Origin of the sequence: Pseudonocardia sp. CA-142604 (assembly GCF_050948475.1) — a bacterium.
In the GTDB taxonomy this organism is placed as follows: domain Bacteria; phylum Actinomycetota; class Actinomycetes; order Mycobacteriales; family Pseudonocardiaceae; genus Pseudonocardia; species Pseudonocardia alaniniphila.
Genome location: NZ_CP192045.1, coordinates 7167192 through 7193320 on the forward strand (window position 1 = coordinate 7167192; position 26129 = coordinate 7193320).

The 26129-nt window shown below is 71.0% G+C and carries 27 protein-coding genes; 10 read left to right on the forward strand and 17 right to left on the reverse strand.

The annotated features are described in order from the left end of the window. Positions 1-31: 31 nt before the first annotated feature. Positions 32-541: a hypothetical protein gene (locus ACQPZQ_RS32530; RefSeq protein ID WP_433287180.1), complete on the forward strand. Its 510-nt coding sequence runs from the start codon at positions 32-34 to the stop codon at positions 539-541. An 81-nt stretch (positions 542-622) separates the two neighbouring features. Further along, entirely contained in the window at positions 623-1780 is a 1158-nt protein-coding gene (locus tag ACQPZQ_RS32535) for an acyl-CoA dehydrogenase family protein (RefSeq protein ID WP_433287182.1), read from the forward strand. An 18-nt stretch (positions 1781-1798) separates the two neighbouring features. Here ACQPZQ_RS32535 and ACQPZQ_RS32540 read toward each other — a convergent pair whose 3' ends face one another. Next, the gene (locus ACQPZQ_RS32540) at positions 1799-3187 is read right to left on the reverse strand and encodes an APC family permease (RefSeq protein ID WP_433287184.1); all 1389 of its coding nucleotides are present in this window, start codon (positions 3185-3187) and stop codon (positions 1799-1801) included. Next, complete coding sequence (locus ACQPZQ_RS32545) at positions 3184-4116, reverse strand: proline iminopeptidase-family hydrolase (RefSeq protein WP_433287185.1); 933 nt, start codon at positions 4114-4116, stop codon at positions 3184-3186. Before ACQPZQ_RS32545 ends, ACQPZQ_RS32540 begins: the two co-directional genes overlap by 4 nt. 91 nt (positions 4117-4207) lie before the next feature. Between ACQPZQ_RS32545 and ACQPZQ_RS32550 the strand changes: the two genes are divergently transcribed. Further along, positions 4208-5008, forward strand: coding sequence for a FadR/GntR family transcriptional regulator (locus ACQPZQ_RS32550; protein WP_433287187.1), 801 nt, complete (start codon positions 4208-4210; stop codon positions 5006-5008). A gap of 24 nt (positions 5009-5032) precedes the next feature. Here the strand turns inward: ACQPZQ_RS32550 and ACQPZQ_RS32555 are convergent, their stop codons facing one another. From ACQPZQ_RS32555 to ctaC, 5 genes are all read right to left on the reverse strand, one after another. Continuing rightward, on the reverse strand, positions 5033-6442 hold the full coding sequence (locus ACQPZQ_RS32555; RefSeq protein ID WP_433287189.1) for a multicopper oxidase family protein: 1410 nt from the start codon (positions 6440-6442) through the stop codon (positions 5033-5035). 196 nt (positions 6443-6638) lie between these two features. Then, entirely contained in the window at positions 6639-7184 is a 546-nt protein-coding gene (locus ACQPZQ_RS32560) for a cysteine hydrolase family protein (RefSeq protein WP_433287191.1), read from the reverse strand. Then, entirely contained in the window at positions 7181-8665 is a 1485-nt protein-coding gene (locus ACQPZQ_RS32565) for a purine-cytosine permease family protein (RefSeq protein ID WP_433287192.1), read from the reverse strand. Before ACQPZQ_RS32565 ends, ACQPZQ_RS32560 begins: the two co-directional genes overlap by 4 nt. A 177-nt stretch (positions 8666-8842) precedes the next feature. Next, positions 8843-9241 carry a cytochrome c oxidase subunit 4 gene (locus ACQPZQ_RS32570; protein ID WP_433287194.1) on the reverse strand — a complete coding sequence of 133 codons (399 nt, stop codon included), beginning with the start codon at positions 9239-9241 and terminating at the stop codon, positions 8843-8845. Between the two features lie 10 nt (positions 9242-9251). Continuing rightward, positions 9252-10163 carry an aa3-type cytochrome oxidase subunit II gene (gene ctaC / locus ACQPZQ_RS32575; RefSeq protein WP_433287196.1) on the reverse strand — a complete coding sequence of 304 codons (912 nt, stop codon included), beginning with the start codon at positions 10161-10163 and terminating at the stop codon, positions 9252-9254. A gap of 224 nt (positions 10164-10387) precedes the next feature. Here ctaC and asnB point away from each other — a divergent pair, with 224 nt between their 5' ends. Further along, on the forward strand, positions 10388-12301 hold the full coding sequence (asnB, locus tag ACQPZQ_RS32580) for an asparagine synthase (glutamine-hydrolyzing) (protein ID WP_433287198.1): 1914 nt from the start codon (positions 10388-10390) through the stop codon (positions 12299-12301). Positions 12302-12356: 55 nt separating this feature from the next. After that, positions 12357-13367: an MsnO8 family LLM class oxidoreductase gene (locus ACQPZQ_RS32585; RefSeq protein WP_433287200.1), complete on the forward strand. Its 1011-nt coding sequence runs from the start codon at positions 12357-12359 to the stop codon at positions 13365-13367. Between the two features lie 14 nt (positions 13368-13381). On the opposite strand, the gene ACQPZQ_RS32590 is transcribed toward ACQPZQ_RS32585, so the two are convergent. The 5 genes from ACQPZQ_RS32590 to ACQPZQ_RS32610 all read right to left on the reverse strand — a co-directional run bounded on the left by ACQPZQ_RS32590 (position 13382) and on the right by ACQPZQ_RS32610 (position 17044). Next, a complete protein-coding gene (locus ACQPZQ_RS32590; protein ID WP_433287202.1) occupies positions 13382-13807 on the reverse strand; it encodes an SRPBCC family protein in 426 nt (141 codons plus the stop codon). Beyond that, positions 13804-14121 (reverse strand): ArsR/SmtB family transcription factor, encoded by a 318-nt coding sequence (locus tag ACQPZQ_RS32595; RefSeq protein WP_433287204.1) that lies wholly within the window; start codon positions 14119-14121, stop codon positions 13804-13806. Before ACQPZQ_RS32595 ends, ACQPZQ_RS32590 begins: the two co-directional genes overlap by 4 nt. A 229-nt stretch (positions 14122-14350) precedes the next feature. Beyond that, positions 14351-15271 (reverse strand): carbohydrate kinase family protein, encoded by a 921-nt coding sequence (locus tag ACQPZQ_RS32600; RefSeq protein ID WP_433299467.1) that lies wholly within the window; start codon positions 15269-15271, stop codon positions 14351-14353. Positions 15272-15416: 145 nt separating this feature from the next. Beyond that, positions 15417-15779 (reverse strand): HesB/IscA family protein, encoded by a 363-nt coding sequence (locus ACQPZQ_RS32605; RefSeq protein ID WP_241042839.1) that lies wholly within the window; start codon positions 15777-15779, stop codon positions 15417-15419. A gap of 146 nt (positions 15780-15925) precedes the next feature. Further along, the gene (locus ACQPZQ_RS32610; RefSeq protein WP_433287206.1) at positions 15926-17044 is read right to left on the reverse strand and encodes a glycerate kinase family protein; all 1119 of its coding nucleotides are present in this window, start codon (positions 17042-17044) and stop codon (positions 15926-15928) included. Between the two features lie 33 nt (positions 17045-17077). On the opposite strand from ACQPZQ_RS32610, the gene ACQPZQ_RS32615 reads away from it, so the two are divergent. Continuing rightward, entirely contained in the window at positions 17078-17710 is a 633-nt protein-coding gene (locus tag ACQPZQ_RS32615) for a DUF3043 domain-containing protein (protein WP_433287208.1), read from the forward strand. A gap of 46 nt (positions 17711-17756) precedes the next feature. Here the strand turns inward: ACQPZQ_RS32615 and ACQPZQ_RS32620 are convergent, their stop codons facing one another. Beyond that, the gene (locus tag ACQPZQ_RS32620) at positions 17757-17954 is read right to left on the reverse strand and encodes a hypothetical protein (protein ID WP_433287210.1); all 198 of its coding nucleotides are present in this window, start codon (positions 17952-17954) and stop codon (positions 17757-17759) included. On the opposite strand from ACQPZQ_RS32620, the gene ACQPZQ_RS32625 reads away from it, so the two are divergent. The 3 genes from ACQPZQ_RS32625 (at position 17953) to ACQPZQ_RS32635 (ending at position 20454) form a co-directional block, all read left to right on the forward strand. Then, positions 17953-18510: a bifunctional adenosylcobinamide kinase/adenosylcobinamide-phosphate guanylyltransferase gene (locus ACQPZQ_RS32625; RefSeq protein ID WP_433287212.1), complete on the forward strand. Its 558-nt coding sequence runs from the start codon at positions 17953-17955 to the stop codon at positions 18508-18510. The two genes, ACQPZQ_RS32620 and ACQPZQ_RS32625, sit on opposite strands and share 2 nt — an antisense overlap. A gap of 29 nt (positions 18511-18539) precedes the next feature. Beyond that, the gene (cobT, locus tag ACQPZQ_RS32630; protein ID WP_433299469.1) at positions 18540-19580 is read left to right on the forward strand and encodes a nicotinate-nucleotide--dimethylbenzimidazole phosphoribosyltransferase; all 1041 of its coding nucleotides are present in this window, start codon (positions 18540-18542) and stop codon (positions 19578-19580) included. A gap of 91 nt (positions 19581-19671) precedes the next feature. After that, positions 19672-20454, forward strand: a complete 783-nt coding sequence (locus tag ACQPZQ_RS32635; protein ID WP_433287214.1) for an adenosylcobinamide-GDP ribazoletransferase — start codon at positions 19672-19674, stop codon at positions 20452-20454. Between the two features lie 19 nt (positions 20455-20473). Here the strand turns inward: ACQPZQ_RS32635 and ACQPZQ_RS32640 are convergent, their stop codons facing one another. From ACQPZQ_RS32640 to ACQPZQ_RS32655, 4 genes are all read right to left on the reverse strand, one after another. Further along, positions 20474-21580, reverse strand: coding sequence for a branched-chain amino acid aminotransferase (locus ACQPZQ_RS32640; RefSeq protein WP_433287216.1), 1107 nt, complete (start codon positions 21578-21580; stop codon positions 20474-20476). Positions 21581-21646: 66 nt separating this feature from the next. Continuing rightward, positions 21647-22744 carry a glycine cleavage system aminomethyltransferase GcvT gene (gene gcvT, locus ACQPZQ_RS32645; RefSeq protein ID WP_433287218.1) on the reverse strand — a complete coding sequence of 366 codons (1098 nt, stop codon included), beginning with the start codon at positions 22742-22744 and terminating at the stop codon, positions 21647-21649. An 11-nt stretch (positions 22745-22755) separates the two neighbouring features. Continuing rightward, positions 22756-23178, reverse strand: coding sequence for an SRPBCC family protein (locus tag ACQPZQ_RS32650; protein WP_433287220.1), 423 nt, complete (start codon positions 23176-23178; stop codon positions 22756-22758). Between the two features lie 7 nt (positions 23179-23185). Then, positions 23186-24439, reverse strand: coding sequence for an APC family permease (locus ACQPZQ_RS32655; RefSeq protein ID WP_433287222.1), 1254 nt, complete (start codon positions 24437-24439; stop codon positions 23186-23188). A 171-nt stretch (positions 24440-24610) separates the two neighbouring features. On the opposite strand from ACQPZQ_RS32655, the gene ACQPZQ_RS32660 reads away from it, so the two are divergent. Next, a complete protein-coding gene (locus ACQPZQ_RS32660; RefSeq protein ID WP_433287223.1) occupies positions 24611-26122 on the forward strand; it encodes a leucyl aminopeptidase in 1512 nt (503 codons plus the stop codon). The last annotated feature ends 7 nt before the right edge of the window (positions 26123-26129 follow it).

The window sequence follows — 26129 nt, forward strand, 5'->3', positions numbered from 1 at the left end:
TGGAGCATGTCAGAACTGCGAGGTGAGAACCATGACAGACACAGCAACGGCGACCCACACGGTGCGCCGACTCTCCGTGCCACTCGGGCTGCCCTACGCCGAGGCCATCCGCCGATTCGAGGACCTGCTGCCGGTCGTCGACCTCGACCGGTTCACGGCACTCGAGAACTGGGACGACGTCGTCACGCTCGCCGGCCGTACGGCGCCGCTCGGCCTCATGCGCTTCTGGGCGCTCGACGTACGGTCGCTCTTGGTGGGCGGTCGAGCGTTGTCGGACTGCACCGAGTTCCTGGTGGGCAACCACGTGATCGCGGAGCGGATGTACCGCTACGACCCGGTGGCCATGATGTACGCCCCGCTGCGGTTCCTGATTCGCGCCGACCGAGCGGGCGAGGCGGTCTGCGTCTTCGAGCAGCCGAGCACGCAGTTCGACAGCCTCGGACGGGCCGAGATCTCGGCCGTCGGACGGGAGTTGGACCGCAAGGTCGCCACCCTGCTCACCACCCTCGGCGCCACACCTCCGCCCGGCCTCGCCGGCTGACCGGAGTTCCCGTCCCACCGTCGCTCCCCGTCGTAGCGGGCCGTTAGCGTTGCCCCGAGCGACGAACGACGGGAGATCGACGTGGAGCCTTCCGACCTGGCCGACGTGCTGTCCGCGGTGCGCACGTTCATCCGCAAGGAGGTCGTGCCACTCGAGGAGCAGATCGACGCCGAGGACGCCATCCCGGAGCGGATCATCGCGACCTGCAAGGAGATGGGCCTCTACGGCTTCGCGATCCCCGAGGAGTACGGCGGCCTCGGGATGACGCTCGTGGAGGAGGCACAGCTCGCGTTCGAACTGGGCTGGACCACCCCGGCGCTGCGCTCGCTCTTCGGCACCAACAACGGCATCGCCGGCCAGGTACTGCTGGTAGGCGGCACCGACGAGCAGAAGAAGGCCTGGCTGCCGCGGCTCGCGTCGGGCGAGGTGACGGCGTCGTTCGGCCTCACCGAGGCCGATGCGGGCTCCGACCCGTCCGGGCTCGTCACCGCGGCCCGCCGCGACGGCACCGGCTGGGTGATCAACGGCTCCAAGCGCTTCATCACCAACGCCCCGGTCGCCGACGTGATCATGGTGTTCGCCCGTACCAACCCCGACGCCGCCGGCAACCGCGGCATCTCGACGTTCCTGGTGCCGGCCGGCACACCCGGGCTCACGATCGGCCCGAAGGACCACAAGATGGGCCAGTTCGGAGCGTGGACCGCCGACGTCCACCTCGACGACGTGCGCGTCCCGGCCGAGGCGCTCGTCGGCGGTGAGGCCGGCCTCGACCAGGGGTTCCGTACCGCCACGAAGTGCCTGGCGCACGGCCGCGCCCACATCGCCGCGCTGTGCGTCGGGATGGCCGGGAGACTGGTGCACGAGTCGGTGGAGTTCGCGAAGACCCGCCAGCAGGGTGGCCGGCCCATCGCGTCCTACCAGCTGATCCAGGGCCTGATCGCCGACTCGATCACCGACCACTACGCGGGTCGCGCACTCGTGCTCGACGTCGCCCGCGCGTACGACGCCGGCACCGACAAGGTGCAGGGCCCGTCGGCGGCGAAGTACTTCGCCAGCGAGATGGTGGGCCGGGTGGCCGACCGCGCGGTGCAGGTGCACGGCGGGGCCGGGTACATCCGCGGCGTCGCGGTGGAGCGTTTCTACCGCGACGCCCGGCTGTTCCGGATCTACGAGGGCACCTCGCAGATCCAGCAGGTGATCATCGCCCGCCTGGCCCTCGGGGCGGCTGCCCGCGGCTGAGGCGCAGGGGGGCGCGGGTCAGCTCACCTTCAGTTCGATCGTGCGTCCCGTCATGCGCAGCACGACCAGCACCACCACCCCAACAGCGAGCCACACCAGCCCGCCGATCTTGGCGTTGGCGTCGGCGTTCACCAGCACATAACCGATGATCACGAAACCCAGCAACGGCACGATCAGATGCAACCCGTAGGTCCGCTGCCGCTGCTTGATCAGATACCACGCGGCCACCGAGACGTGCAGCAACAAGAATGAGAACAGCGCACCGAAGTTCACCAGCGACGACAACAACCCGATCTGCCCCACGAAGAACAGCCCCAGCACCAGGCTCACCACCGACACCAGTAGCACCGCCCGCTCCGGCACGCGGCGGGTCGGGTGCACGTGAGCGAGGAACCGCGGCAACTGCCGGTCACGGGCCATCGAGAACAACAACCGCGACGTGGCCGCCTGCGCCACCAAAGCGTTCGCGATCGCCGACCCCAACGCCACCGCGATCGCCACCACCACCTTGAACCACGCCCCACCCACCAACTCGGCCACCGTGTAGAACGCCTCGTTGGTGGCCGTCTCCCCGGCGAACTCCGTCTGACCCGGCACCAGCAACGCCGCCAGATAGGTCTGCACGATGAACAACGCAGCCACCATCGCCAGCGCGATCACCGTCGCCCGCCCCACCACCCGGGCCCCGCCCTTGGTCTCCTCGGCCATCGTGCTGATCGCGTCGAAACCCAGGAACGACAACACCGCCACCGACAACGCCGCGAAGATCAGGCTGGGCTGGAACACCTCGGGGTTGAAGAACGGTGTGAACGACCAACTCGCCCCGTTGACCCCGCGGGAGATCGCCACCACCGCCAGCACCACGAACAGCGCCAGCACCAGTAGCTCGCCGACCAGGAAGATCTTGTTCGTCCGCGCCGTGGTCTCGATCCCACGCAGGTTCACCACGGTGTTGACGACCACGAACAGGATCACCCACACCGCCTGCGGCACCCCCGGCAACACCGAGCCCAGCGCGGCCGCCCCGGTGACGTAGAGCAGGGTCGGCACCAGCAGGTAGTCCAGCAGGATCGCCCACCCTGCAAGGAACCCGGCCGCCGGGTGCAGGCCGCGGCCGGCGTAGGCGTACACCGAGCCCGAGATCGGGAATGCCCGCGACATCTCGCGGTAGCTCAACGCGGTGAAGATCATCGCGACGAACCCGATGACATAGGTCAGGGGCACCATGCCCATCGACGCGTTGAACACCACGCCGAAGATCGCGAACGGCGCGATCGGCACCATGAACACCAGCCCATAAACCAGCAGGTCACGCAGGGTCAGGCTGCGCCGCAGCTCCTGCTGGTAGCCGAACTCGCGCAGCTCGCTGTCCTCGGCGGACTCGCTGACAGGACGCTCGGTGGTCATCGGGCCACCCGCTCGTCCACCGTGGCCAGGAAGCCCTCGAGCAGGTTCATGAAAGTCTCTCGTTCCTCGACGTGGGGCAGGTGGCTGGACTCGGGCAGGACATCCCAGCGGACATCGGGAATGGCGTCCGCGAACGGCTGGACGCATTCGGCGGTCGCCTCGTCATGCGCACCGGAGATGAGCTGGGTGGGAACCGCGATCCGGTCGAGCCGGTCGATGATCGACCAGCTCCGGAGCGTCCCGAGGACGTGGAACTCGTTGGGCCCGTTCATCGTCCCGTAGACCGTGGGGTCGGACTCCAGGGCAGCGAAGCTGACCGCCACCTCGGGCGGATTGGGCACCACCCGGCACACGTGCCGGTCGTAGAAGACCTGCACCGCCTTCACGTAGTCGGGGTGGTCATAGGTCTGGTCCGCCTCGTGGGCGAGCAGCGTGGCCTGCACCTCGGGGGGCAGCAGGGCACGCAACCGGTTGGCCTCGGCCACCCACAGCTCCATCGACGCGGGCGAGTCGGCGATCGTCAGGCTGCGCAGCCCGGCCGGGCGCCGCACCGCGTGCTCGGCGCCGAGCATGCCGCCCCACGACTGACCGAGCAGGTGGTAGTCGTCCTCGATCCCCAGCGACGCCAGCAGGTTGTCGAGCTCGGCGAGGAACAGCTCGACGGTCCAGAAGTCGGCGCCCTTCTCCGGGAGGTGGGTGGACCGGCCGTTCCCGAGCTGGTCGTAGTGGATCACCGCCCGGCCCGTGCGCTCGGCCAGATCCGCCATCGTCAACAGGTAGTCATGGGTGCAGCCGGGGCCGCCGTGCAGCGTGACGAGCGGGGTCCGGTCCGGGCGTAGCTCGCCCGTGATCCGGTACCAGGTCTCGTACCCGCCGAACGGGATAGTGCCCTCTCGATCGGCAGCAACGAGGGCACGGGGAGCAGTCACGATGAATCGCCTCCGGAGGTCGGCGAGATCATGACTCTCTTATTGGACTCCTACAAGTACCATTTAGATATCGAGGTGGGATGATTCGGACATGACGCCCAATTCGGAAGGCGGATCTGCCTGGCTCGGTCCGTTACGGGCGGGACGAAGTGTCGACGCCGTCACCGACCGGCTGGTCACCGCCATTGCGGTGGGCGACTTCTCGCCGGGTGAACGCCTGCCGCCGGAACGGGAGCTGGCCGCACTTCTCGGGGTGGGCCGGGCCACCCTGCGCGATGCGCTCGCCCGTCTCCGCGACGCCGGCTACATCGTGACGCGCCGTGGTCGCAACGGCGGCGCAGTCGTGCTGGAGGGCTGGGGGCCGCTGAGCGACGACGCGGTGCGCCGCACCCTCCTACCCGGCTGGGACGAGCTCGTGGAGCTGTCCGACCTACGCTGCCTCGTCGAGTCGACGATCGCGCGCACGGCGGCCGAACGCCGCACACCTGCCCACCTCGCCGCGATGCGGGCCGCGCTCGCCGAGCACGAGGCCGCCCGCGACGCCGTGACCGCCCGGCGTTCGGACCACGACCTGCACCAGGCGGTACTGGACGCCGCAGGCAACCGCCATCTGGCGCGGCTCTCCCGCGAGCTGCTGGCGCGGATGAACGTCGGACTGGCGATCGAACCGGTCACCGAGGAGCTCCGGAGACGCGCGGCGCCTCAGCACCGCGCGCTCGTCGACGCGATCGCGGAGGGTGACCCGGAACGGGCGGGAGCGATCGCGCGGGCGCACTTCACGATCACCCACGACGCTCTGCGGCACGCCGTCGAGCGCCTGGCGCGGCGCCACCCCGGCCCAGACGACTCCCACCCCGAAAAGAGCACCGTCTCCGTGTCCGCCACACGATGACCGCCCCGCCGGGGGCAGCCCGCGCTACACGACCTCGACGTTCGCCATCATCCCCTTGTCGGCGTGGTTGAGAATGTGGCAGTGGTAGACGAACTTCCCGGTGAAATCCCGGAACGGGATGCGAATCACGGTCTCCCCGAAAGCCGGCACGTTGACAGTGTCCTGAAAACTGACCGCGTCGTACGGCACACCGTTGATCGACATCACCTGGAAGTCGTTGACGTGGATGTGGAACGGGTGCTGCTGCTTGTCCTGGTTCTTGATGGTCCAGTCCTCGACGGCGCCGAGCTTCACCTGCTGGTCGATGCGCGCCTCGTCGTACATCGTGCCGTCGATCATGAAATGGCCGGTGGCCTGATCCTTGGCGAAGGTGATGGTACGAGCGTTGTCCACCGTGGTCGTGGAGAGGTCATACGGTGCAACCACTCGCGCAGGTATTGCGGCAGGTGTTCGCGACGACTGCACAACGGTGAGCGTGGCCAGCGCAGCTTCGGGGTACTGGTCGCCCTGCTGGTCGTACGCGAGCGTTCTGAGGATGTGATCACCCGGCTCGCCACCCTGGACGAGCACGTCGAATCGGGTGCCTGGAGGCATCACGATCGAATCCTTGCTGTCCACCCGCCAGACCGGGTTGCCGTCGACGGTCAGCACATGGAACGGGTGCCCGTCGAGTTGCACCTGGTAATAGATGTCCGCGCCGATGTTGGCCAGCCGCCACAACTGCGTCTCGCCGGCTTCGATCTCGAGCGACGGGTTGATGGCGCCGTTGACCGTCCTGGTCGTCGGCGCGTTGCTGTCGATGTTCTCCGTGAGGATGGCTCCGTTGACGGCCTGGAAGTCCTTGAGGACGACGGTCCGCTCCTGGATGCCGTGCAGCTCCGGCGGCAGCTTCTCCGTCAGGCCGTCGACGATCAGCAGGGCGGCCAGGCCACCGAACACCTGCTTCTCGGTGTAGGGATGCGCGTGGGTGTGGTACCAGAACGTCCCCGACGGATGGTTCTCCGGTATCTCGACGACATAGTTCTGCGTCTGCCCCTGATGGATCATGATGAAGACGTTGTCGGAAATTCCGGACGGCGATACATGCAGACCGTGGAAGTGGATGTTCGTCATCTCGGGCAGGTTGTTCGTGACGGCCAACTCCAGCCGCTCCCCCGGGCGCAAGCGCAGGGTCGGCCCGACGAAGGAACCGTTGTAGACGGTGCCCACAATCTGCTGGCCACCGATGTCGACCGGTTGGCGGGTCACCGTCACCGCCGCTGACAGCACACCGTTCTTGCTGACGATCTGCTCGGGCTCCGGATACTTCTCCGCTATGACGGCAACGGGCGCCGATTGGCATCCGGTCGCCACGGCCGCAGCGCCGACACCCACCATCAGGATGAACTGCCGACGATCGATCCGTGGCGGCCGACCGGTTTCGATCAACGGCATTGATCGATCCTCTCTTCCGTGGACAAGGCGGTATTACCATGCAACGGCCCGACCGAAGAAAGCTTCGGACCGCGTGTTGCGGGCAGCACACCCCCCCACGTGAATCGACCGAACTCTCGCATAGCGGCAGCAAACAAGCCACGCACGGGCGCCGCCAACCGATCGTGTTCAGCGAATCGACGGCCTCGGGATCGCGCTACGGTCCCCCGAGCGAATCCAGCACGGTCGTGGTGTCCACGACCTCGACGAGCGGGGAGTAGAGGCCGAGCACATGCAGGGCCGCGGCGTGGCTGCGGTCGTCGACGCCGGCGCAGGCGTCCGCCACGACCCGCACCGGCACGCCCGCATCCGCCGCACCGACCGCCGTGGACAGCACGCAGCAGTCGGTGGACACCCCGGCGAGCACGAGAACGTCGGGCCCGACGCGGGAGGCCAGTTCGGGACCCCACTTGGAGAACGTCGTGGCGTCGAGGGTCGGACCGGGGCCGGCGAAGTCGGGCACCAACTCGTAGAGCGGCGCATCGGGGGGCATACGCGCGAAGGGCCAGCGCGCGTAGTAGTCGCTCCACGCTCCAGCTGGTTCGTCGGGTGCCACGAACCGCGTGAACGTCACCTTCGGTGCAAGCGCCTCGGCCAGCACCCGGATCCGCGGCACGATCTCGGCGAACCGCGGCGTGGCCCAGGCGCTTCCGGGGTCACCGAACACCCGCTGCATGTCGATCACCGCCAGATGGGCCGTCACGACGTGCGGGACTCCTGGGCACGCACGGCGGACCGGGTGCCGATCAGGCCGGCCACGAAGGCCAGCACCAGCGCGACGAGCACACCGAGGTTGGCGGCCGCCCATGCCCCGTCGCGTCCGCCGAGGCCCAGCGGACCGAGCAGGTATCCCTGCCAGTTCAGCCATCCCGCAGCAGTGTTCGTGACGAGGCCCCAGCCGAGCACGGTGCCCACCAGCACCACCGCTATCGGGAACGCCCGGACGTCCCCGTAGCGGCCGGACGGCGAGTACAGGTCGGCCTCGGCGTAGTCCCGGCGGCGCAGCGCGATGTCGGCGAGCATCACCCCGCACCACGCCGCGATCGGCACGCCGAGGGTGATGAGGAAGCCGGTGAACTCGCCGAGGAACTCCCCCGCGAAGAACACGACGTACACGGTGCCGATCACCATGATCACGCCGTCGATCAGCGCGGCGACGTAGCGGGGCGCGCGCAGGCCGACCGCGAGCAGCGCCAGCCCTGACGAGTAGATGTCCAGCACCGCGCCCCCGACGAGCCCCAGCACCGCCACCACGACGAACGGGACGAGAAACCAGGTCGGCAGTGCGGCGGCCAGCGCCCCGATGGGGTCCACCGCGATGGCCTCGCTGAGCCCGGTGGACGAGCCGGCCAGCAGCAGGCCGAACACGAACAGCAGGACGGGCGCGAGCGCGCCACCGAACGTCGTCCAGGCCACGACCCCGCGACCTGACGCGCTGCGCGGGAGGTACCGGGAGTAGTCCGCGGCGGCGTTCGTCCAGCCCAGGCCGAAGCCGGTCATGAGGAGCACCGCCGCTCCGAGCACGTTCTGACCGGATCCCTCCGGCAGCGCCGTGACCGTGGACAGCTGTACCTGCCCGGCGACAAGCACGATGTAGACGACGGTGAGCACCGCTGTGACGACCGTGATGACGGTCTGCAGCCGGATGATCAGGTGGTAGCCGAGCACGCCTGCGAGCACGATCAACGCGGCCACCACGACCAGCGCGATCACCATCGTCGACGTTCCCCCACCCCAGCCGAGCCTGCGGAACACAGTGGCGGTGGCCAGGGTGGCCAGGACCGTGAGCACGGTCTCCCAGCCGACCATCAGCAGCCAGGAGATGGCGGCGGGCAGACGGTTGCCGCGTACCCCGAACGCAGCGCGGCTGAGCACCATCGTCGGTGCGGAGCCGCGCTTGCCCGCGAGTGCGATGAAGCCACAGATCAGGAACGACAGGACGATCCCGACCACACCGGCGACCACCGCTTGGGCGAACGAGATATCGAACCCGAAGGCGAACGCCCCGTAGCTCAGCGCGAGCACGGAGACGTTGGCGCCGAACCACGGCCAGAAGAGCTGGTACGACCTGCTCGTGCGCTCCTCGTCGGCCACGACGTTGATGCCGTTGCCCTCCACCCGCAGGACGCTCGCCCTGGGGTCCTGAACGGCCGCCGACGAGCCGCCGTTCTCATGCGTCACCACGGCGCCTCCCGGCATCTGTCGCTCTCCGCGCGCACCGTAGGTCGATCATTGCGCGATGCGGGAGCGGCGGTGATCGGGATCACGCCCGTCACCCGAAGACGGGCGGAGCCTCCGGACATGCCAGAGCCCTGGTCGGCGACGGCCGGCCAGGGCTCTGGGCAGATCAGTGCGTGCGGGTCAGTGCTCGGACGGCCTGATGTGGTACTCGAACACCAGGCCGGCGGCGGCGATCAGCACCACCACGACACCGATGACGATCAGCCACGCGTAGAAGAACGCGAGTCCGACTCCGAGGATGGCTGCCGCGCCGGCCACGGTGATGGGCCAGTAGCTGCCCGGGGAGAAGAAGCCGACGTCGCCCGCGCCGTCGGAGACCTCCGCGTCCGGGTTGTCCTCCGGGCGCGCCTCCAGCCGCCGCGAGACGAACCGGAAGTACGTGCCGATGATCAGCGACAGGCCGCCGGTGAGGAACAGCCCGACCACGCCGACGACCTCACGGGTGAGCACCGTGTAGACGATGCCGGCGATGAAGAAGAAGACCGTGATGATCTCGAAGATGCGGGATTCGACCTTCATGGCGTGTCTCTCAGCTCCCCGAGGGCGGCTCGGACGCCGAACGCTGCGTGCGGTCGGTGGTGAACGGGTAGGTGGTGGTGGCCTGCGGCGCGCACAGCTCCCCGCAGTTGAGGGCGCCGAGCGCCTCGCCCGCCGTGTACGGAGCGCCCGTGGCCGGGTTGACCTGCTCACGCAACGTGACCCACCGGTCGAACAGGTCCGGAGGAAGGGCCCTGACCTCGAAGTTCATCATCGCGTGGTACGCGCCACAGAGCTCAGCGCAGCGGCCGACGAACGCACCCGTGCGGTCGATCCGGTCGATCTGCCAGACGTTGTCCTGGTCGTTCTGCTTCGGGTCCGGGAAGACGTCCCGCTTGAACAGGAACTCCGGCACGAAGAAGCTGTGGATCACGTCGGTGGACTGCTGCGTGAACTGGATGCGCCGGTCGGTGGGCAGCACCAGCAGGGGAATCACCTCGGAGCTGCCCTGCGTGCTGATCGGCTGGCCGTTCGCGCCCCGGTCGTCGGGGTAGGCGAAGCGCCAGTTCCACTGGAACGCGGTGACGTCCACCCGGAGGTCGGGGTTGGGCAGGTCCCGGTCGACGTAGTTCTGCACGTTGACGGTGAAGCCGAACAGCACCGCGACGATGATCGTCGGGATGACGGTGAAGACGATCTCGATCGGCAGGTTGTACTGCGTCTGCCGCGGCGGGGTGTCGTCGTCGCCCTTGCGCTTGCGGTGGAAGATGATCGCCCAGAACATCGCGCCCCAGGTGATCACGCCCACGATGAGCGCAGCGACCGCGGACCAGGTCCACAGGTTGCGCATCGCCTCCGCCTGCGGGGTGACGCCCACCGGCCAGCCGAAGCGCAGCACCTCGTCCACCGAGCAACCCGTGGTGAGCGGGATGACCAGCGCGGCCAGACAGACCAGCTTCGCCACCCGACCGCGACCCGGGAGCCCGGACCAACGGTGCTCTCTCCCGCGCTGTGCTCGGCCCACTGCGCGCCGCCTCCAAACCCGTCGTCTTCCGTCGGCCGCCGGGTAACCCGGCTGGGCGCGCCTTCACGCCTTCGACCTCGCGTAGAGACTAGCTGAGCAAACCCTCCATCCGGGGGTCGGGTCGGCACGGGCAGTGCGGCACGCCGTCGGCATACTGGCTCGCTGTGTGTGGACTGCTGGGACTGCTGACCGCCAGGGCCGACGCCGCTGGGCGCACCGGGTCGATCGCCGGGGCGCTGCGCTGCGCGCGTCACCGCGGACCGGATGAGAGCGGTACCTGGAACGACGCCGACGTCGTCTTCGGTTTCAACCGGCTCGCATTCATCGACATCGAGCATTCGCACCAGCCGATGAGTTACGCGAACGGCCGCTACACCATCGTCTTCAACGGCGAGATCTACAACTACCTCGAGCTACGCGACGAGCTCACCCAGCAGTACGGGGCGACGTTCGCCACGAAGGGTGACACCGAGGCGATCCTGGCCGCCTACCACTACTGGGGTCCGGCCGCGGTCGGCAGGCTGCGCGGGATGTTCGCGTTCGTCATCTGGGACGCGCGCGAGCGCGTGCTGTTCGGCGCGCGCGACCCGTTCGGCATCAAACCGCTCTTCGTGGCCACCGGGCCGGCAGGCGTCGCGTTCGCGAGCGAGAAGAAGAGCCTGCTCGAGCTGGCGCCCACGCTCGGCCTCGGAAACCTCGCCGCCGACCTCGATCCCGCGGCCCTGCACCACTACCTGCTGATGCAGTACGTGCCGGAGCCCGCCACCCTGCACCGCTCGATCCGGCGCATCGAGTCCGGCACCCACTTCACGGTCCGGCCCGGCGGTGAGGTGGAGCAGGAGCGCTACTTCACGCCGACGTTCCACTCCGGTGCCGCCGGCGGGTCGTCCGCCCTGCACTCGCGGATCGCCGACGTGCTCAGCGACAGCGTCGCCAAGCACATGCGCGCCGACGTCACGGTCGGCGCGTTCCTGTCCGGCGGAATCGACTCCACGGCGATCGCCGCGCTGGCCAAACAGCACAACCCGAACCTGATCACCTTCACCACGGGCTTCGAGCGCGAGGGCTACTCCGAGGTTGACGTGGCGGCCGAGTCGGCCGCGGCGATCGGCGTGCGACACGTCGTCCGCACGGTCAAACCGGACGAGATGATGGCCGCGCTGCCGCTCATCGTCTGGTATCTGGACGACCCGGTGGCCGACCCGGCGCTCGTACCGCTCTGGTTCATCGCGCGGGAGGCGCGCCAGCACGTCAAGGTCGTGCTGTCCGGGGAGGGAGCCGACGAGCTCTTCGGCGGCTACACGATCTACCGCGAGCCGCTGTCACTCGCCCCGTTCGAGAAGGTGCCCGGCGCCGTGCGCGGGCTGCTCGGCCGCGCATCCACCCGGCTGCCCGAGGGCATGCGGGGCAAGGACCTGCTGCGCCGCGGTGCGCTCCCGCTGGAGCAGCGCTACTACGGCAACGCCCGCATCTTCCGGGACGACCAGCTGGCCGGGGTCCTGCGCCAGTACGACCCGCGCCGCTCGCACACCGACATCACCGCTGCCCACTACCGCGACTCGCAGGGGTGGGACCCGGTGTCGCGGATGCAGCACGTCGACCTGTTCACGTGGCTGCGCGGCGACATCCTCGTCAAGGCCGACAAGATGACGATGGCCAACTCGCTCGAGCTGCGGGTGCCGTTCCTCGACCCCGAGGTCTTCGCCGTGGCGTCCGGGCTACCGCTGTCGGAGAAGCTCGCCGAGGGCACCACCAAGTATGCGCTGCGCAAGGCGCTGCACGGCATCGTCCCGCCGCACGTGCTGCACCGGCGCAAGCTCGGCTTCCCGGTGCCGATCCGGCTGTGGCTGCGCGACGAGATGTACATCTGGGCGCGCGACATCATCCGCGACTCGCAGGCCGACCACCTCGTCGACCTCGCCGCCGTCCAACGCATGCTCGACGCTCACCGCGAGGGTCCGATCGACCACAGCCGCCGCATCTGGACGCTGCTGGTGTTCCTGCTCTGGCACGGCATCTTCGTGGAGCAGCGCATCCGGCCGGAGGTGCCGGAGCCTGCCTACCCGGTGCGGCTCTGAGCGGTGTGACGGAACGGACCCGGGCGGCTGCTCGGATCTCGTTACGTTCGAGGGCATGCTCTCCGTGCCCTTGTCTGCGATGGACCTGTCGTGGGTGGAGCGGGGGCGTGGGGCACGCCACGCCCTCACCAGCACCGTCGAACTCGCCCGCCGGGTGGAGAAGTTCGGCTATCGCCGGTTCTGGGTCGCCGAACACCACAGCTCGGCCTCGTCGGCCAGCGCCGCCCCGGCCGTCCTGATCGGGCAGATCATCGCGGCCACGTCCGGTATCCGGGTCGGCTCGGGCGGTGTGATGCTGAACAACCACTCACCCCTCGCCGTCGCCGAGCAGTTCGCCACGCTCGACGCCCTGCATCCCGGCCGGGTCGACCTGGGGATCGGCCGCGGGCCGGGGACGCGGAACGCCGCAGCCATCCGTTCGCTGCGGCGAGGCGACCCGGACGCCGACGGCGACCACTACGAACAGCACGTCCGCGACCTGCTCGGGTTCATCGCCCAGGACTCCGCCGAGCCGGCCGTCACGGTGCTCCCGGAGTTCGAGAGCGCTACCGCACCCTGGCTGCTGTCCTCGTCAACGGCCGGTGCCGCCCTCGCCGCGGAGCTGGGCCTTCCATTGGCGTTCGCCCACCACCTGCGCCCGGAGAACACCGACGCCGCCATCGCCCTCTACCGCGAGAACTTCCGGCCGTCGCGATGGGCATCCCGGAGCTATGCGCTGGTGGCGGTACACACCATCTGCGCCGGCACGGACGACAGGGCCGACGAGCTGGCCCGGCCCGCCTACCTGTGGCGAGCCCTTCTCGCCACCGGGAAGCCCGGCTCGCTGCTCCCGCGAGCGGAGGCCGCGGGGCACGCGTTCACGGCGGAGGAACAGCAGTTCGTGGACGACTACCGGAGGGACCAGGTGCTGGGTGGTCCGGACTCCGTGGCCCGGCAGCTGAGCGACCTCGCCGTACGGACCGGAGCGGACGAGCTGATGCTCGTCACGCCCGTGTACGACATCGTGGACCGGGCTCGATCCTTCGAGCTGGCGGCCGGCACCGCAGCGGCCGCTTCGGACGGGTGACCCCGCGCCGACCGCTACGCCGGTCGGTCGAGTTCGGTGAGTTCGGTGGCAAGGCGGGCGAGTCGGGGCAGGACCGCGTCGCGCCAGCCTGGCCCCATGCGGTCGAAGGCGTCACGTTCGCGCTTGTCGTCGAGGTCGAACCCGGAGTGTTCGAGCAGGAGGCGGGTGCCGTGGCCTTCGGCGACCAGGCGCCAGGTCAGCGTCCAGTTGGCGAAGGTGTAGACGAGCCGCTCATGGGGTTCGACCTCCAGCACCTCGCAGGGCTGTGGGCCGAAGCCGGGCATCTGTAGGTGGAATCGGTGGCCGACGACGGCGGCGATGTCGCTGGGCACCCACCAGCGGGCGAGGAGTTCAGGGTCGGTCAGGCCGCGCCAGACCTTCTCCGGGGGTGCAGCGATGAACTGGTCGACCTCGATGGTGGCGATGCGGGTCTCGGTCACGGCGTGTCCTCGTCCTCCATGATGTCGGCGAGAGCGCGCAGACGCTCACGCCAGATCCGTTCGAACGGATGCAGCCAGTCGGTGAGCTGTTCGAGCGGTTGCGGGGTCAGGTGGTAGTGCCGTTGGCGTCCGACCGGCTCGTCACGGACGAGGTCGGCACGCCGCAACACCTGCAGGTGCTCGGCGACGGCAGGACGACTCAGGTCGAACTGCCCAGCGAGGTCACCGGCGGTGCGGGGTCCGTCGGCAAGAAGTTCCAGCAGCCGCCGGCGTACCGGGTTGGCCAAGGCGAGGAACACGGCGTCGTCGGACACGTCCCGAGATTACGTCGGAAATCTCCGACACGTCAAGTATTTCCGACGCTTTCGGCACGGACACGGACGAGGAAGTCGAACCGCGGGCATGACGACGGCAGGGTGCAGTCTCCGGGCACGCGGCGGGTTCGGTTCGCAGGACGAAGCCGGCGACAACGCGCGGACGTGCTCATCCGGTTGCGACGAGCCGCTCCCGCCCACGTTCACCGCGGCAGGAGCGAGGTCGGGGTCAGGCAGGCAGAACCCGCTCGATCTCGGTGGCGGCGTCCGGGCCGTAGGCGTCGCGCAGCCGCTCCAGGGCGTCCGCACGGTCCCACGTCCACTCCTGCGGGCCGTCGGTCTCGAGGACCTGCACGGCGATGAGCGAGCCGAGCTGCGCGGCCCGCTCCAGGGAGAGCCCGCCCTCCACTGCGGCGAGGAACCCGGCGCGGAAGGCGTCGCCCACGCCCGTGGGGTCGACCTTGCTGGTCTCCGGGACGACGCCGACCTTGAGCGTCTCCCGCCCGTAGATCTCCACGCCCTTCTCGCCGTGCGTGGTGATCCGGATGTCGATCTTCTCCGCGACCTGCGTCTCGGTCCAGCCGGTCTTCTTGAGCAGGAGCTCCCACTCGTAGTCGTTGGTGAGCAGGTAGCGGGCGCCCTCGACGAGCCTGCGGATCTCCGGGCCCTCCATGCGTGCCAGCTGCTGGCTCGGGTCGGCCGCGAAGGGCAGCCCCAGCTCACGGCACTCGTCGGTGTGGCGCAGCATGGCGTCGGGGTCGTTGGCCCCGACGAGCACCAGCTCCACCCGGCCGACGAGCGGGGCGAGGGAGATCTCGCGGGAGCGGGCCATGGCGCCGGTGTAGAACGACGCGAGCTGGCGCATGTCGTCGTCGGTGGTGCAGACGAAGCGGGCGGTGTTGACGTCCTTGCAGACGAGCACGGCAGAGCAGTCCACGCCGTTGGCCTCGAGCCGGGCGCGGTACTCGCCGAAGTCGGCGCCCACGGCGCCCACCAGGAGCGGCGACTGGCCCAGCACGCCGAGCGCGTAGGAGATGTTGCCCGCCACCCCGCCCGGGCGGATCACCATGTCGTCGACCAGGAAGCTCAGGGAGAGCCGGTCGAGCTGATCCGCGACCAGTTGATCGACGAACAGGCCCGGGAAGTGCATGAGCTGGTCGGTGGCGATGGATCCGGTGACGGCAATAGGCACGATCAGGAACCCTACCGGGCCCACTACGCAACGAACCCCGGCTGGGGAACCAAAAGCTCCTAGCCGGGGTTCGTGGTCCGGCACAACGTGCCGGACGAAACCGTCAGTTGAACGAGTCGCCGCAGGCGCAGGAACCGCCCGCGTTGGGGTTGTCGATCGTGAAGCCCTGCTTCTCGATGCTGTCGACGAAGTCGATCACGGCGCCCTGCAGGTAGGGCGCGCTCATGCGGTCGACACCGACCTTGAGGCCGTGGAAGTCGCGGAACAGGTCGCCGTCCAGCGACCGGTCGTCGAAGAACAGCTGGTAGCGCAGGCCGGCGCAACCGCCCGGCTGAACGGCGATGCGCAGGTGCATGTCGTCACGGCCCTCCTGGTCGAGCAGGGCCTTCGCCTTGGCGGCGGCGGTGTCGGTCAGCTCGACGCCGTGCGTCTCGGTGACGACATCGGTCGTGTTATCGACGGTCATGGCTCTCCCAACAACGATCGGGGCGGTGCTGTTCCGGCAGTGCCGTTCCGGCGGGGCCGGTCCGGGATTTTCCGGTTTCTACCTTCATAGTAGGCCCTTGCGCAGTGGTGGGCCCCCCGCCACGAACGGGGTGACCCGGGCCACTTTCAGCGGCTCCACTGGGCGGCGACACGCTCCGCGAGCGCGGCAAGCGTGCCCGCCGGGTCGGCCATCGACGCCTCCACACCACCGGCGTCCTCGGCCACCGAGTACGCCGACTCGACGCCCACAGCCGCAGCCTCCCGACGGCCGACGGACACCTGGCCCGCCATCACGATGCAGGGCACCCCGCGCTCGGCCGCCCCCTTCGCCACAGCGGTGATGAGCTTCCCGCGCAGCGACTGCCAGTCGAAACTCCCCTCGCCCGTGATGGCGAGCTGGGCCTTGTCGAGCTCGGCGTCGAGTCCGACGAGCTCGCGGACCAGGCCGGCTCCGGACACGCGGCCTGCGCCGCAGGCCAGCAACGCCGCCCCGAGGCCGCCCGCCGCGCCCGCTCCCGGCTCGTCCCGCACGTCGGTGCCGAGGCCTGCGGCCAGGACGTCGGCGAAACGGGCCAGTGCGGCGTCGAGTTCGGCGACGGCGGCGGCGTCGGCACCCTTCTGCGGCCCGAAGACGGCGGCGGCGCCGTGCTCGCCGAGCAGCGGGTTGTCGACGTCGGCCGCCGCGACCAGCCGCACCCCGCCGAGCTCGGGCCGGCCATCGAGGCGCGCGCTGCGGGCCAGCGGCGCGCCCCCGGGCGGGAGAGGCTTCCCGGCGTCGTCGACGGTCACCGCGCCGAGGGCGGCCAGCATCCCGGCGCCTCCGTCGGTGGTGGCCGAGCCGCCCAGCCCGATGACCACCTCGGTGACGCCTGCGTCCCGTGCCGAGGCCACGAGTTCGCCGACGCCCCGCGTGGTGACGGTGCGGGCGGTCTCGGGAACGCGCCGGTCCCGCGGGACGAAGTGCAGGCCGCACGCCGCCGCCGACTCCAGGTAGGCCGTGGAGCCGATCCGTAGCCAGCGGGCGTGCACCGGGTCACCGAACGGGCCGGTGACGTCGAGCTCGTGCCACTCTCCGCCGAGGGCGGTGTGCAGCACCTCGACGAATCCGGTGCCGCCGTCGGCCAGCGGGAGCAACCGCAGATCGTCGTCCGGCGCGCTGCGCCGCCAACCCGCCGCGATCGCGTCGGCCGCGGCCGTCGCGCTCAAGGTTCCGCCGAAGGAGTCGGGAGCCACAACCACTCGCATGCCCGGCACCGTATCGCCCGTATGGTTACAGCCGTGAGGTTCCTGCGCCGCTCAACACCGTCCGCCGTCAGCGCGGACGCTCCCGACACCGATGTCACGCAGGGCCCCGGGGACAACGGCCGCACCGCCGGCAAGGGCCGGCCCACGCCGAAGCGCCGCGAGGCGGAGACCCGGCGCCGTGGCCCTGCCCCGCCCCCGCCCCGCACCCAGCGCGAGGCCTCCCGCCTGGCCCGGGCCAACCGGCCCGACAAGGATCAGCGCCGCCGCGACGCCGCCGAGCGGCGCGAGCGCATGGCCGCGGGCGACGAGCGGTACCTCATGCCGCGCGACCGCGGGCCGGTGAAGGCCTACGTCCGCGACGTCGTGGACTCCCGGCCGCACATCATGGGCCTGTTCATGCCGCTCGCGGTGATCGTCGTGCTGTCGCTGCTCGTGCCGTTCCCCGCGGCGCAGCAGTACCTCAGCCTGTTCAGCCTGATCGCGCTCTCCGTCATGGTCGTCGAGGGGATCTTCCTCGGCGTCACGGTCACCCGTAAGGCGCGCGCGAAGTTCCCGAACGAGACGATCAGCCCGCTGTCGGTCGGCTGGTACGCCTTCACGCGCGCGAGCCAGCTCCGAAAGTTGCGGATGCCGAAGCCACGCGTGCAGCGAGGCGCCAACCCCTAGTTCCACGGCACTGGGTCCCCTGCCGCGGCTCCCGCGGCAGGGCCTTTCAGGCCTCGTGCAGGCTCATCGGGCCGTAGACCTCGTGGTCGTCGTCGAGGAGCGTGACGGCGTCGACGCCCGTAGCGCGCAGCAGTTGCCATTCGGCCGAGAACCAGTCCTCGGCCTGTTGCTGGTCCTCGAACTGCTCGTCGGGCCCGTCGACCTGGTCGCCGGCCGCGTTCAGGTACCGCCACCGGAATGCCATGGTGGTCAGGTTAGCGTGGCGTGTGGTCACCGGACGCCGCACGCTCGTGCTCGGTGGCACGCGGTCGGGCAAGTCGCGCTATGCCGAGGACCTGCTGCCCGCCGACGCCCCCGTCCGCTACGTGGCCACGGCGCGGCGCCGCGAGGACGACGCCGAGTGGTCGGCCCGGATCGACGCGCACCGCGCCCGCAGGCCCGAGGGTTGGACCACTGTGGAGGATCCCGACCTCCCCCGGCTGGTGCGAGCGGGAGGCGGCCCGCTGCTGGTGGACGACATGGCGACGTGGCTGACCGGCCTGCTGGACGACGCAGGCGCTTGGGAGTCCGCGCAGGTCCCGCCTGCCGTCGGCGCCGAGGTGGCCGAGCTGGTCGACGCCGTGGCCGCATGTCCCGGCCGAATCGTGCTGGTCTCCGCCGAGGTCGGGCTGGGTGTCGTTCCGCCGACGCGGGCCGGGCGCCTGTTCCGTGACGAGCTGGGCGCTGCCAACGCAGCGCTCGCCGCGGTGTGCGACGAAGTGCTGCTGCTGGTGGCCGGTCTGCCGTTGCGACTCAAGTAGGCCCCGCGGCGGGCTACGGGTGTTCTGCGCTGTTGGATAGGGACGTGGACCTGCCTGCCGTCACCGCCCCGGACGTCGACGCCCGCCGCGCAGCAGTCGCCCGGTTCGCCGAGCTCGCGGTCGCCGACGGCGCCCTCGGCCGCCTCGCCGAGCTGGGCGTCTGGCTCGCCGCGGCGCAGGGCGCCTGCCCGCCCCGGCCGCCCGCCCGGCCGCGGGTTGTCGTCATCGCGGCCGACCACGGCATCGCCGCAGCGGGAGTGTCGGCCCATGCGGGCGACGCCACGGTGCGACAGGTGGCCGCGGTGCGCGAGAGCACCGCCCCGGTCGCCGTGCTGGCCCCCGTCGCCGGGGTCTCGGTGCGGGTCGTCGACATCGGGCTCGACCACGACGCCGAGACCGTCGACCGCTATCGGGTGCGCCGCGGCTCCGGGCGCATCGACCGCGAGGACGCTCTCACCGCAGAGGAGGCCGAACGCGCCTTCCGGATCGGGCGGGCGCTGGCCGACGAGGAGGTGGACGCGGGGGCCGACCTGCTCCTGCCCGCCTCGATCGGCGTCGGTGCCACCACCGCGGCCTCTGTGCTGGTGGCCGCCCTGACCGGTACCGAGCCGGTCGCCGTCGTCGGGCGCGGCAGCGGCATCGACGACAACGCGTGGATGCGCAAGGCCGCGGCCGTCCGCGACGCGCTACGCCGCACCAGGGAGCACACCCGTGACCCACTGGCGTTGCTGCGCGTCGCCGGCGGCTCCGACCTCGCCGCGCTCACCGGGTTCTGCCTGCAAGCGGCACTGCGCCGCACGCCGGTGGTGCTCGACGGGCTCGTGGTCGGCACGGGCGCGCTGCTGGCCGAAGAGCTCGCGCCCGGTGCCCGGGAGTGGTGGCTGGTGGCGCAGCGCTCGCCCGAACCGGCGATGACGCTCGCCGTCGAACACCTGGGCCTGACGCCGGTGCTCGACCTGGGCATCCGGGTCGGCGACGGCACGGGCGCCACCACCGTCGTCCCGCTGCTGCAGATGGCGGCACGGCTGCTCGCCGAGACAGCGACGGCCGCGGATCTCGGACTCACGTGACCATGCACGCCTGGCCCGGCGCACCGGCCGCTACTCGCCCGTTCCGCGAGCGCGAGTCGCCCGGTTCACGTGCGCGAGTCGCCGGGCTCGCGTGCGCCGGGACCCGGACGTGAAGGGCTGGGCGCTGGCGCTGAGCTGGCTCACCGTGCTGCCGGTGCGGACGGATGCGCCGGCAGCGCCCGTCGCCGCCGCGGCGATCCGGTGGGCTCCGATCGTCGGCGCGCTGCTCGGTGCCGTGGCCGGCGGGGTTCTGCTGGGCCTGGGAGCGCTCGGGGTGCCTGGCCTCGCCGCCGGGTTGCTCACCGTCGGGTTCCTGGCCGGGGCCACGCGTGGGATGCACGTGGACGGGCTCGCCGACACCGCCGACGGCCTGGGCTGCTTCGGCCCGCCGGAGCGCGCCCTCGCCGTGATGCGCGACGGCGGGGCGGGGCCGTTCGCGGTGGTCACGCTGCTGGTGGCGCTGGGCACCCAGGCCTCGGCGCTGGCCGCCCTCGCGCCGCGTGGTGTGACCGCGCTCGCCGCCGTGGCGCTCGCGTGCGCGACGGGCCGCGCGGCGTTCGCGTGGGTGTGCCGGCGCGGAGTCCCCGCGGCCCGCCCCGGCGGGCTCGGGTCCACGGTCGCCGGCTCTCAACCGTGGTGGATGGCCCCGGCCTGGTGGATCGTGCTCGCCGTCGCCGGTTTCCTGGGGTGGGGCTGGCGGGGCGTGCTGGCGATCGGCGTCGGTGCCGTCCTCGTTGTGGCCCTGTCCTGGCACACGGCCCGCCGCTTCGGCGGCATGACCGGCGACGTGCTCGGCGCAGCGAGCGAGGTCGCCACCACCGCGGCGCTGGTGCTGCTCGCAACGGGAGGACCGACGGGCAGCGCGGGCTGGTGAGCAGCGCGGCCTGAGGTCGTCAGGCGGGCACCAGCGTGCGCATCCAGGAGTGCGTGTCCGGCGCGGTGCCGCACTGGATGCTCGTGAGCATCCCGCGCAGCTTCATCGTGACCTCGCCCGGCTCACCGCCTGGGATCCGCACCTCACCACCCGCATGCTTGACCCCGCCGATCGGCGCGACCACGGCGGCTGTGCCGCTGCCGAAGATCTCGGTGATGCGGCCGTCCGCCACGCCCTCGAGCACCTCCTGGCCCGACACCCGCCGCTCGGTGACCTGGCAGCCCAGCTCCTTGGCCAGCACGAGCACGGAGTCTCGGATGATCCCGCTCAGGATCGTGCCGGTCAGCGACGGAGTGACGACCTCGGCCTGCTCGCCGGAGCCGAACACGAAGAACATGTTGTTCGACCCCATCTCCTCGACCCACGTGCGCTCCACGGCATCGAGGTAGGCCACCTGCGCGCAACCGTGTTCCGCAGCCTGGGCCTGCGGCAGCAGCGAGGCCGCGTAGTTGCCGCCGCACTTGGCCGTGCCGGTGCCGCCGAGCGCCGCCCTCGTGTAGTCGGTGGTCAGCCACACGTCCACGGGCACGATGCTGCCCCCGGGGAAGTACGCTCCGGCCGGGCCGCCGATCAGGATGTAGAGGTACTCCGCCGCGGGCCTGACTCCCAGCCCGGGCTCCGTGGCCAGCATGAAGGGCCGTAGGTAGAACGAGTGGTCCCCGCCTGCGGCCGGCACCCACTCGTGATCGACGGCCAGCAGCTCCGACAGCGACGTCAAGAACAGCTCGTCGGGGAGCTCGGGCATCGCCATCCGCGCGGCGGAACCGCGGAAGCGAGCGGCGTTGGCGTCGGGCCGGAACGTCGCGATGGAGCCGTCGGGCTGACGGTAGGCCTTGAGGCCCTCGAAGATCGTCTGCCCGTAGTGCAGGGCCATCGCGGCCGGGCTGAGCTGCAGCGGTGCGAAGGGCACGACCGCCGGGTCGTGCCAACCCGCTCCCGCGGACCACTTCACCGTGACCATGTGGTCACTGAAGTACCTGCCGAACCCCGGGTCGGCGAAGATGGCGTCGCGCTGGGCCTTCGTGGCCGGGGCGGGGTTGAGCGTCCGGGAGAACTGCGGGTCCATGGTCTTTACATTATCTGGTCGAGCAAGGCCGACAGTCGGACGTCCTACTTTGTGGGCAGTGGCGCGTCACCGCACGTGCGAGGGGACGAACGGTGGCTTCACCACGGTGCATTCCAGAGCCCGTCCGCGCACGTCGACGGTCACCTCTGCGTCCGCGCCCACCCCGGCCGCGGTGTCGACCAGAGCCAGCGCGATGCCCGTCTTCAGGGTCGGGGAGAACGTGCCCGACGTGGTGATCCCGACCTGCTCGCCGCCGCGCAGCACCGCCATCCCCGCGCGGGGGACGCCGCGTCCGGTGGCCCGCAACCCCCGCAGCCGGCGGGCAGGGCCTGCCTCCTTCTCGGCGATCAGGGCGTCACGGCCCCAGAACTCGGGCTTCGACCATCCGACCGCCCAGCTGCTGCCTGCCTGAACCGGGGAGATGTCCACCGAGAGGTCCTGGCCGTGCAGGGGGTAGCCCATCTCCGTGCGCAGGGTGTCGCGGGCGGCCAGGCCTGCCGGGCGCCCGCCGAGTGGCCCGGCAGCCGCGAGCAGCGCGTCCCACACACCCGGCGCCTCGTCGGCGGGCACGAGGAGCTCGTAGCCCCGCTCGCCGGTGTAGCCGGTGCGACACACACGCACCGCCCCGGCGTCGGTGAACGCCATGTAGTCGAGGCCGGTCACTCCGTCGAGCCCGCCGAACACGGTGGCGAACAGCTCCGCCGAACGGGGGCCCTGCACGGCGATCACGGCCAGGTCGCGGTGGCGGTCGCGGATCTCGATGCCCGCCGGGGCCGCTGCCCTCAGGAGCTCGGCGACCTGGGCGGCGTTGGCGGCGTTGGGCACCGCGAGCACCTCGTCCGGCCCCACGAGGTAGACGATCAGGTCGTCGACGACGCCACCCTCGGGCGTGCAGCAGAGCGTGTACTGCGCGTGCCCCGGGCCGATCTTGCCCAGGTCAGCGGTGAAGCAGCGGTTGACGAACTCCGCAGCGCCGGGCCCGGTGATCGCGAGCTTGCCGAGGTGGCTCACATCGAAGACACCGACGGCCTCGCGCACCGCCGTGTGCTCGGCCACCGTGCCGTCCGGGTAGGAGAGCGGCATCGACCAGCCGCCGAACGCCCCGAGGGTGGCCCCGAGCGCTACGTGCCGATCGTGCAACGGGCTGGTCAGGAGGTCGTCCACGACCGTGGACGCTACTGCTCGCACCGTCGTTTCAGGCCGTCGGCCTCCATCGCGAGGTAGCGGCGGGTCAGCCCGCCCGCGAGAAGTCCGAACACCGCACCCACCGGACCGTGCTGGACCACCCGTAACTGCACGAGGGTGGCACCCGCCGCACCGTCGGCTTCGATGAGGTGCTCGCCGACGGTCCGGACGCCGGGACTGGTCGACTCCCAGATGAAACCCGTGGCCGGGTCGATCTCCGTGACCTCCCACCGGGCGACGGGGAGGCGGGGCTGACGTACCTCAGCACGGCTGCCGACCGCGAGCGGCCCCTCGTCCAGCCGGCGCACCGCGGTCATCGATGCGGTCCACTCCGGCCAGCGCTCGACGTCGGTCAGCACCGCGAACACGCGGTCCCGATCCGCCTGGATCGTCACCGATCTCCGGAACTCCATCAGGTGATCATCGACGGCGGGAGAAGACCGTGCAAACAGCCCAGCCGACGACCAGCGCCACGGCCGTGGTGAGCACCTGCTGCAGCGCCAGCATCACCGAGAGCGAGACGCACAACAGCAGCCCCAGCACCGACGACCAGACGGGCCAGCGCCGCTGCGACGCAGGCAGCCGCAGGGCGGCCAGGTTGATCACGGCGTAGTAGACGAGGACGGAGCACGCCGACAGTGCGATGGCCGCCATCGGCCCGGCGAGCACGGCGAGCACGATCGCCGCGACACCGCCCGCGAGGTCGGCCCAGAACGGGGTGCCCCGCGAGCAGACCACGGCCAGCGCGGACGGCAGCTCACGACGCTGCGCCATCGCCAATGCCGTGCGACTCACCCCCACCAGCACAGCCAGCAGCGCGGATGCGGCCGCCATGGCGGCCCCGACCCGGACGATCACGCCGAGAGCGCTCGCCTCCCCGGCGTCGACCAGCGCCACCAGCGGCGTGGGCTCCGTGGCCAGCCGTTCGCTCCCGAAGCCGACCAGCAGCGCGACCGCCACCAGCATGTAGGTGACGAGGGCGATGCCCAGCGCGATGGCGATGGCGCGGTGCAACGTGCGACCCGGGTCGCGGACCTCGGCCCCGAGTGTGGCGATGCGCGCGTAGCCGGCGAAGGCGAAGAACACCAGCCCAGCGGCCGTGAGCACCCCGATGACCCCGCCCCGTATCGCCACCGGCTCCACGTCCGGGGTGGCGGCGGAGCCCACGGGATCGACCTGTGTGCTGAACAACCCGACGACGACCACGACGAGCAGGACGGCCAGCGTGCCGCCGACCAGCGCGTACGCCCCGCGCGCCGTCCACCGCACACCCGCCGTGTTCAGCACCGTGGCGGCGATGATCACGAGGATCGCGGTCGGCAGGGGGTGCGACGGAAGGACGTAGGCACCGAACACCCCGGCCGCCGCGGCGGCCGATGCCGTCTTGCCCACCAGGAACGCGACACCCGCGAGCCTGCCTGCCCCGTGCGAGAGCCGCTCCCGCCCGTAGACGAACCCGCCGCCGCTCTCGGGATGGGCCACGGCGAGGTCGGCTGTGGAGCCCGCGTTGCACGTCGCGACGACCCCGGCGAGCAGGACCGCGAGCAGCAACCACGACCCCGCCGCGCCCGCGGCAGGGGCCCAGACCGCGAACACACCCGTACCGAGCATGGCCGCCAGCCCGAGCACCACCGCATCGGCCGTACCGAGGCGACGTTGCAGGCTCCAGGACACGTGCCCCACCCTTGCACCCGGCCCTGCCTGATCCGGCTGCACACCGGTGTCATTACCATCTCGAAGCGATCTCGCCTTAGTCTGCGCCGGTCCGCGTCCGGTCCGGCCTCCCGGGAACACCCGGCAACCGCTCCGACTCGAGCGGACTCCGTTTCATCGAGAGGACAGCGCGTGTCCACCGATCTGTATGTGGAAGGCGGTTCGCCCGCCACCGCCGAGACCGACGCCGTGGTCGTCGGACTGCTGCCCGCGAGCGGTGACGACTCCGCGCCACGCCTGGCGCCCGGCGCCGAGGACGTGGGCGAGGCGTTCCGCGGCGCCGACGCCGACCTGCCCGCCCTGCTCGCCATCGCGGGAGCGTCCGGCAAGGCCGACGAGGTGGTGAAGCTGCCCGCGCGCGGCGCGATCACGGCACCGCTGCTCGTCGCGGTCGGGCTCGGTGACCTGGAGGCGAACGGGGCACCGGGCGCCGAGGCCGTGCGCCGGGCCTCCGGCGCGGCCGCCCGCGCGCTGGCCGGCACCGGGAGCGCGGTCAGCACGCTGGGCCGGATCGACCTGGCCGCCGCGGCCGAGGGCAGCCTGCTCGGGGCCTACACGTTCACCGACTACCGCAGCAACGGCGCGGGACGGGCGCCGGTGGGCCGCGTCGGCCTGCTCGCCGACAGCACCGACGGGGACGCCGCGGAGATCCTGCGCACCGCCACGGGCGTCGCGCAGGCCGTCCGCACCGCACGCGACCTCGTGAACACCCCTCCCAACGACCTGTTCCCGGAGACGTTCGCCGCCCGCGCGCGCGAGCTGGCCGAGGCGGCGGGCATCGAGGTCGAGGTGCTGGCAGGCGACGAGCTCGCCGAGGGTGGATACGGGGGCGTGCTCGGCGTCGGGCAGGGCTCGTCGCGCGGGCCACGGCTGGTCCGGCTCCGCTACTCGGGCGGAGCGGCACCGCGGGCCACGGTCGCGCTGATCGGCAAGGGCATCACGTTCGACACCGGCGGCATCTCGATCAAGCCCGCCGCGAACATGGACCACATGACCTCCGACATGGGCGGCGCGGCGGCCGTGATCGCCGCCACCGTGGCGGCCGCCCGGCTGGAGCTACCCGTGGCGGTCACTGCGACCGTGCCGATGGCCGAGAACATGCCCAGCGCCACCGCATACCGTCCCGGCGACGTCCTGCGTATGTACGGCGGCCGCACCGTCGAGGTGCTCAACACCGACGCCGAGGGCCGGCTGATCCTGGCCGACGCGATCGCCAGAGCCGCCGAGGACGCGCCCGACTACCTGATCGAGACCTCCACGCTCACCGGCGCCCAGCAGATCGCACTGGGTCTGCGCACCGCGGGCGTGATGGGCAGCGACGAGTTCCGCGACCGCGTGGCCGCGCTCGGCCGCGCCACCGGCGAGGACGCCTGGGCCATGCCGCTGCCCCCGCACCTGCGTGGCGAGCTCGACTCCCGCGTGGCCGACATCGCCAACGTCACAGGCACGCGCTGGGGCGGGATGCTGGTGGCGGGCACCTTCCTGCGGGAGTTCGTGCCCGCCGACCTGCCGTGGGCGCACATCGACATCGCGGGCCCGTCGTTCCACACCGGCGCGCCGTACGGCTACACCACCAAGGGTGGCACGGGCGTTCCCGTCCGCACGCTGGTCGCCGTGCTCAGCGACATCGCGGCCAACGGCTGATCCCGGG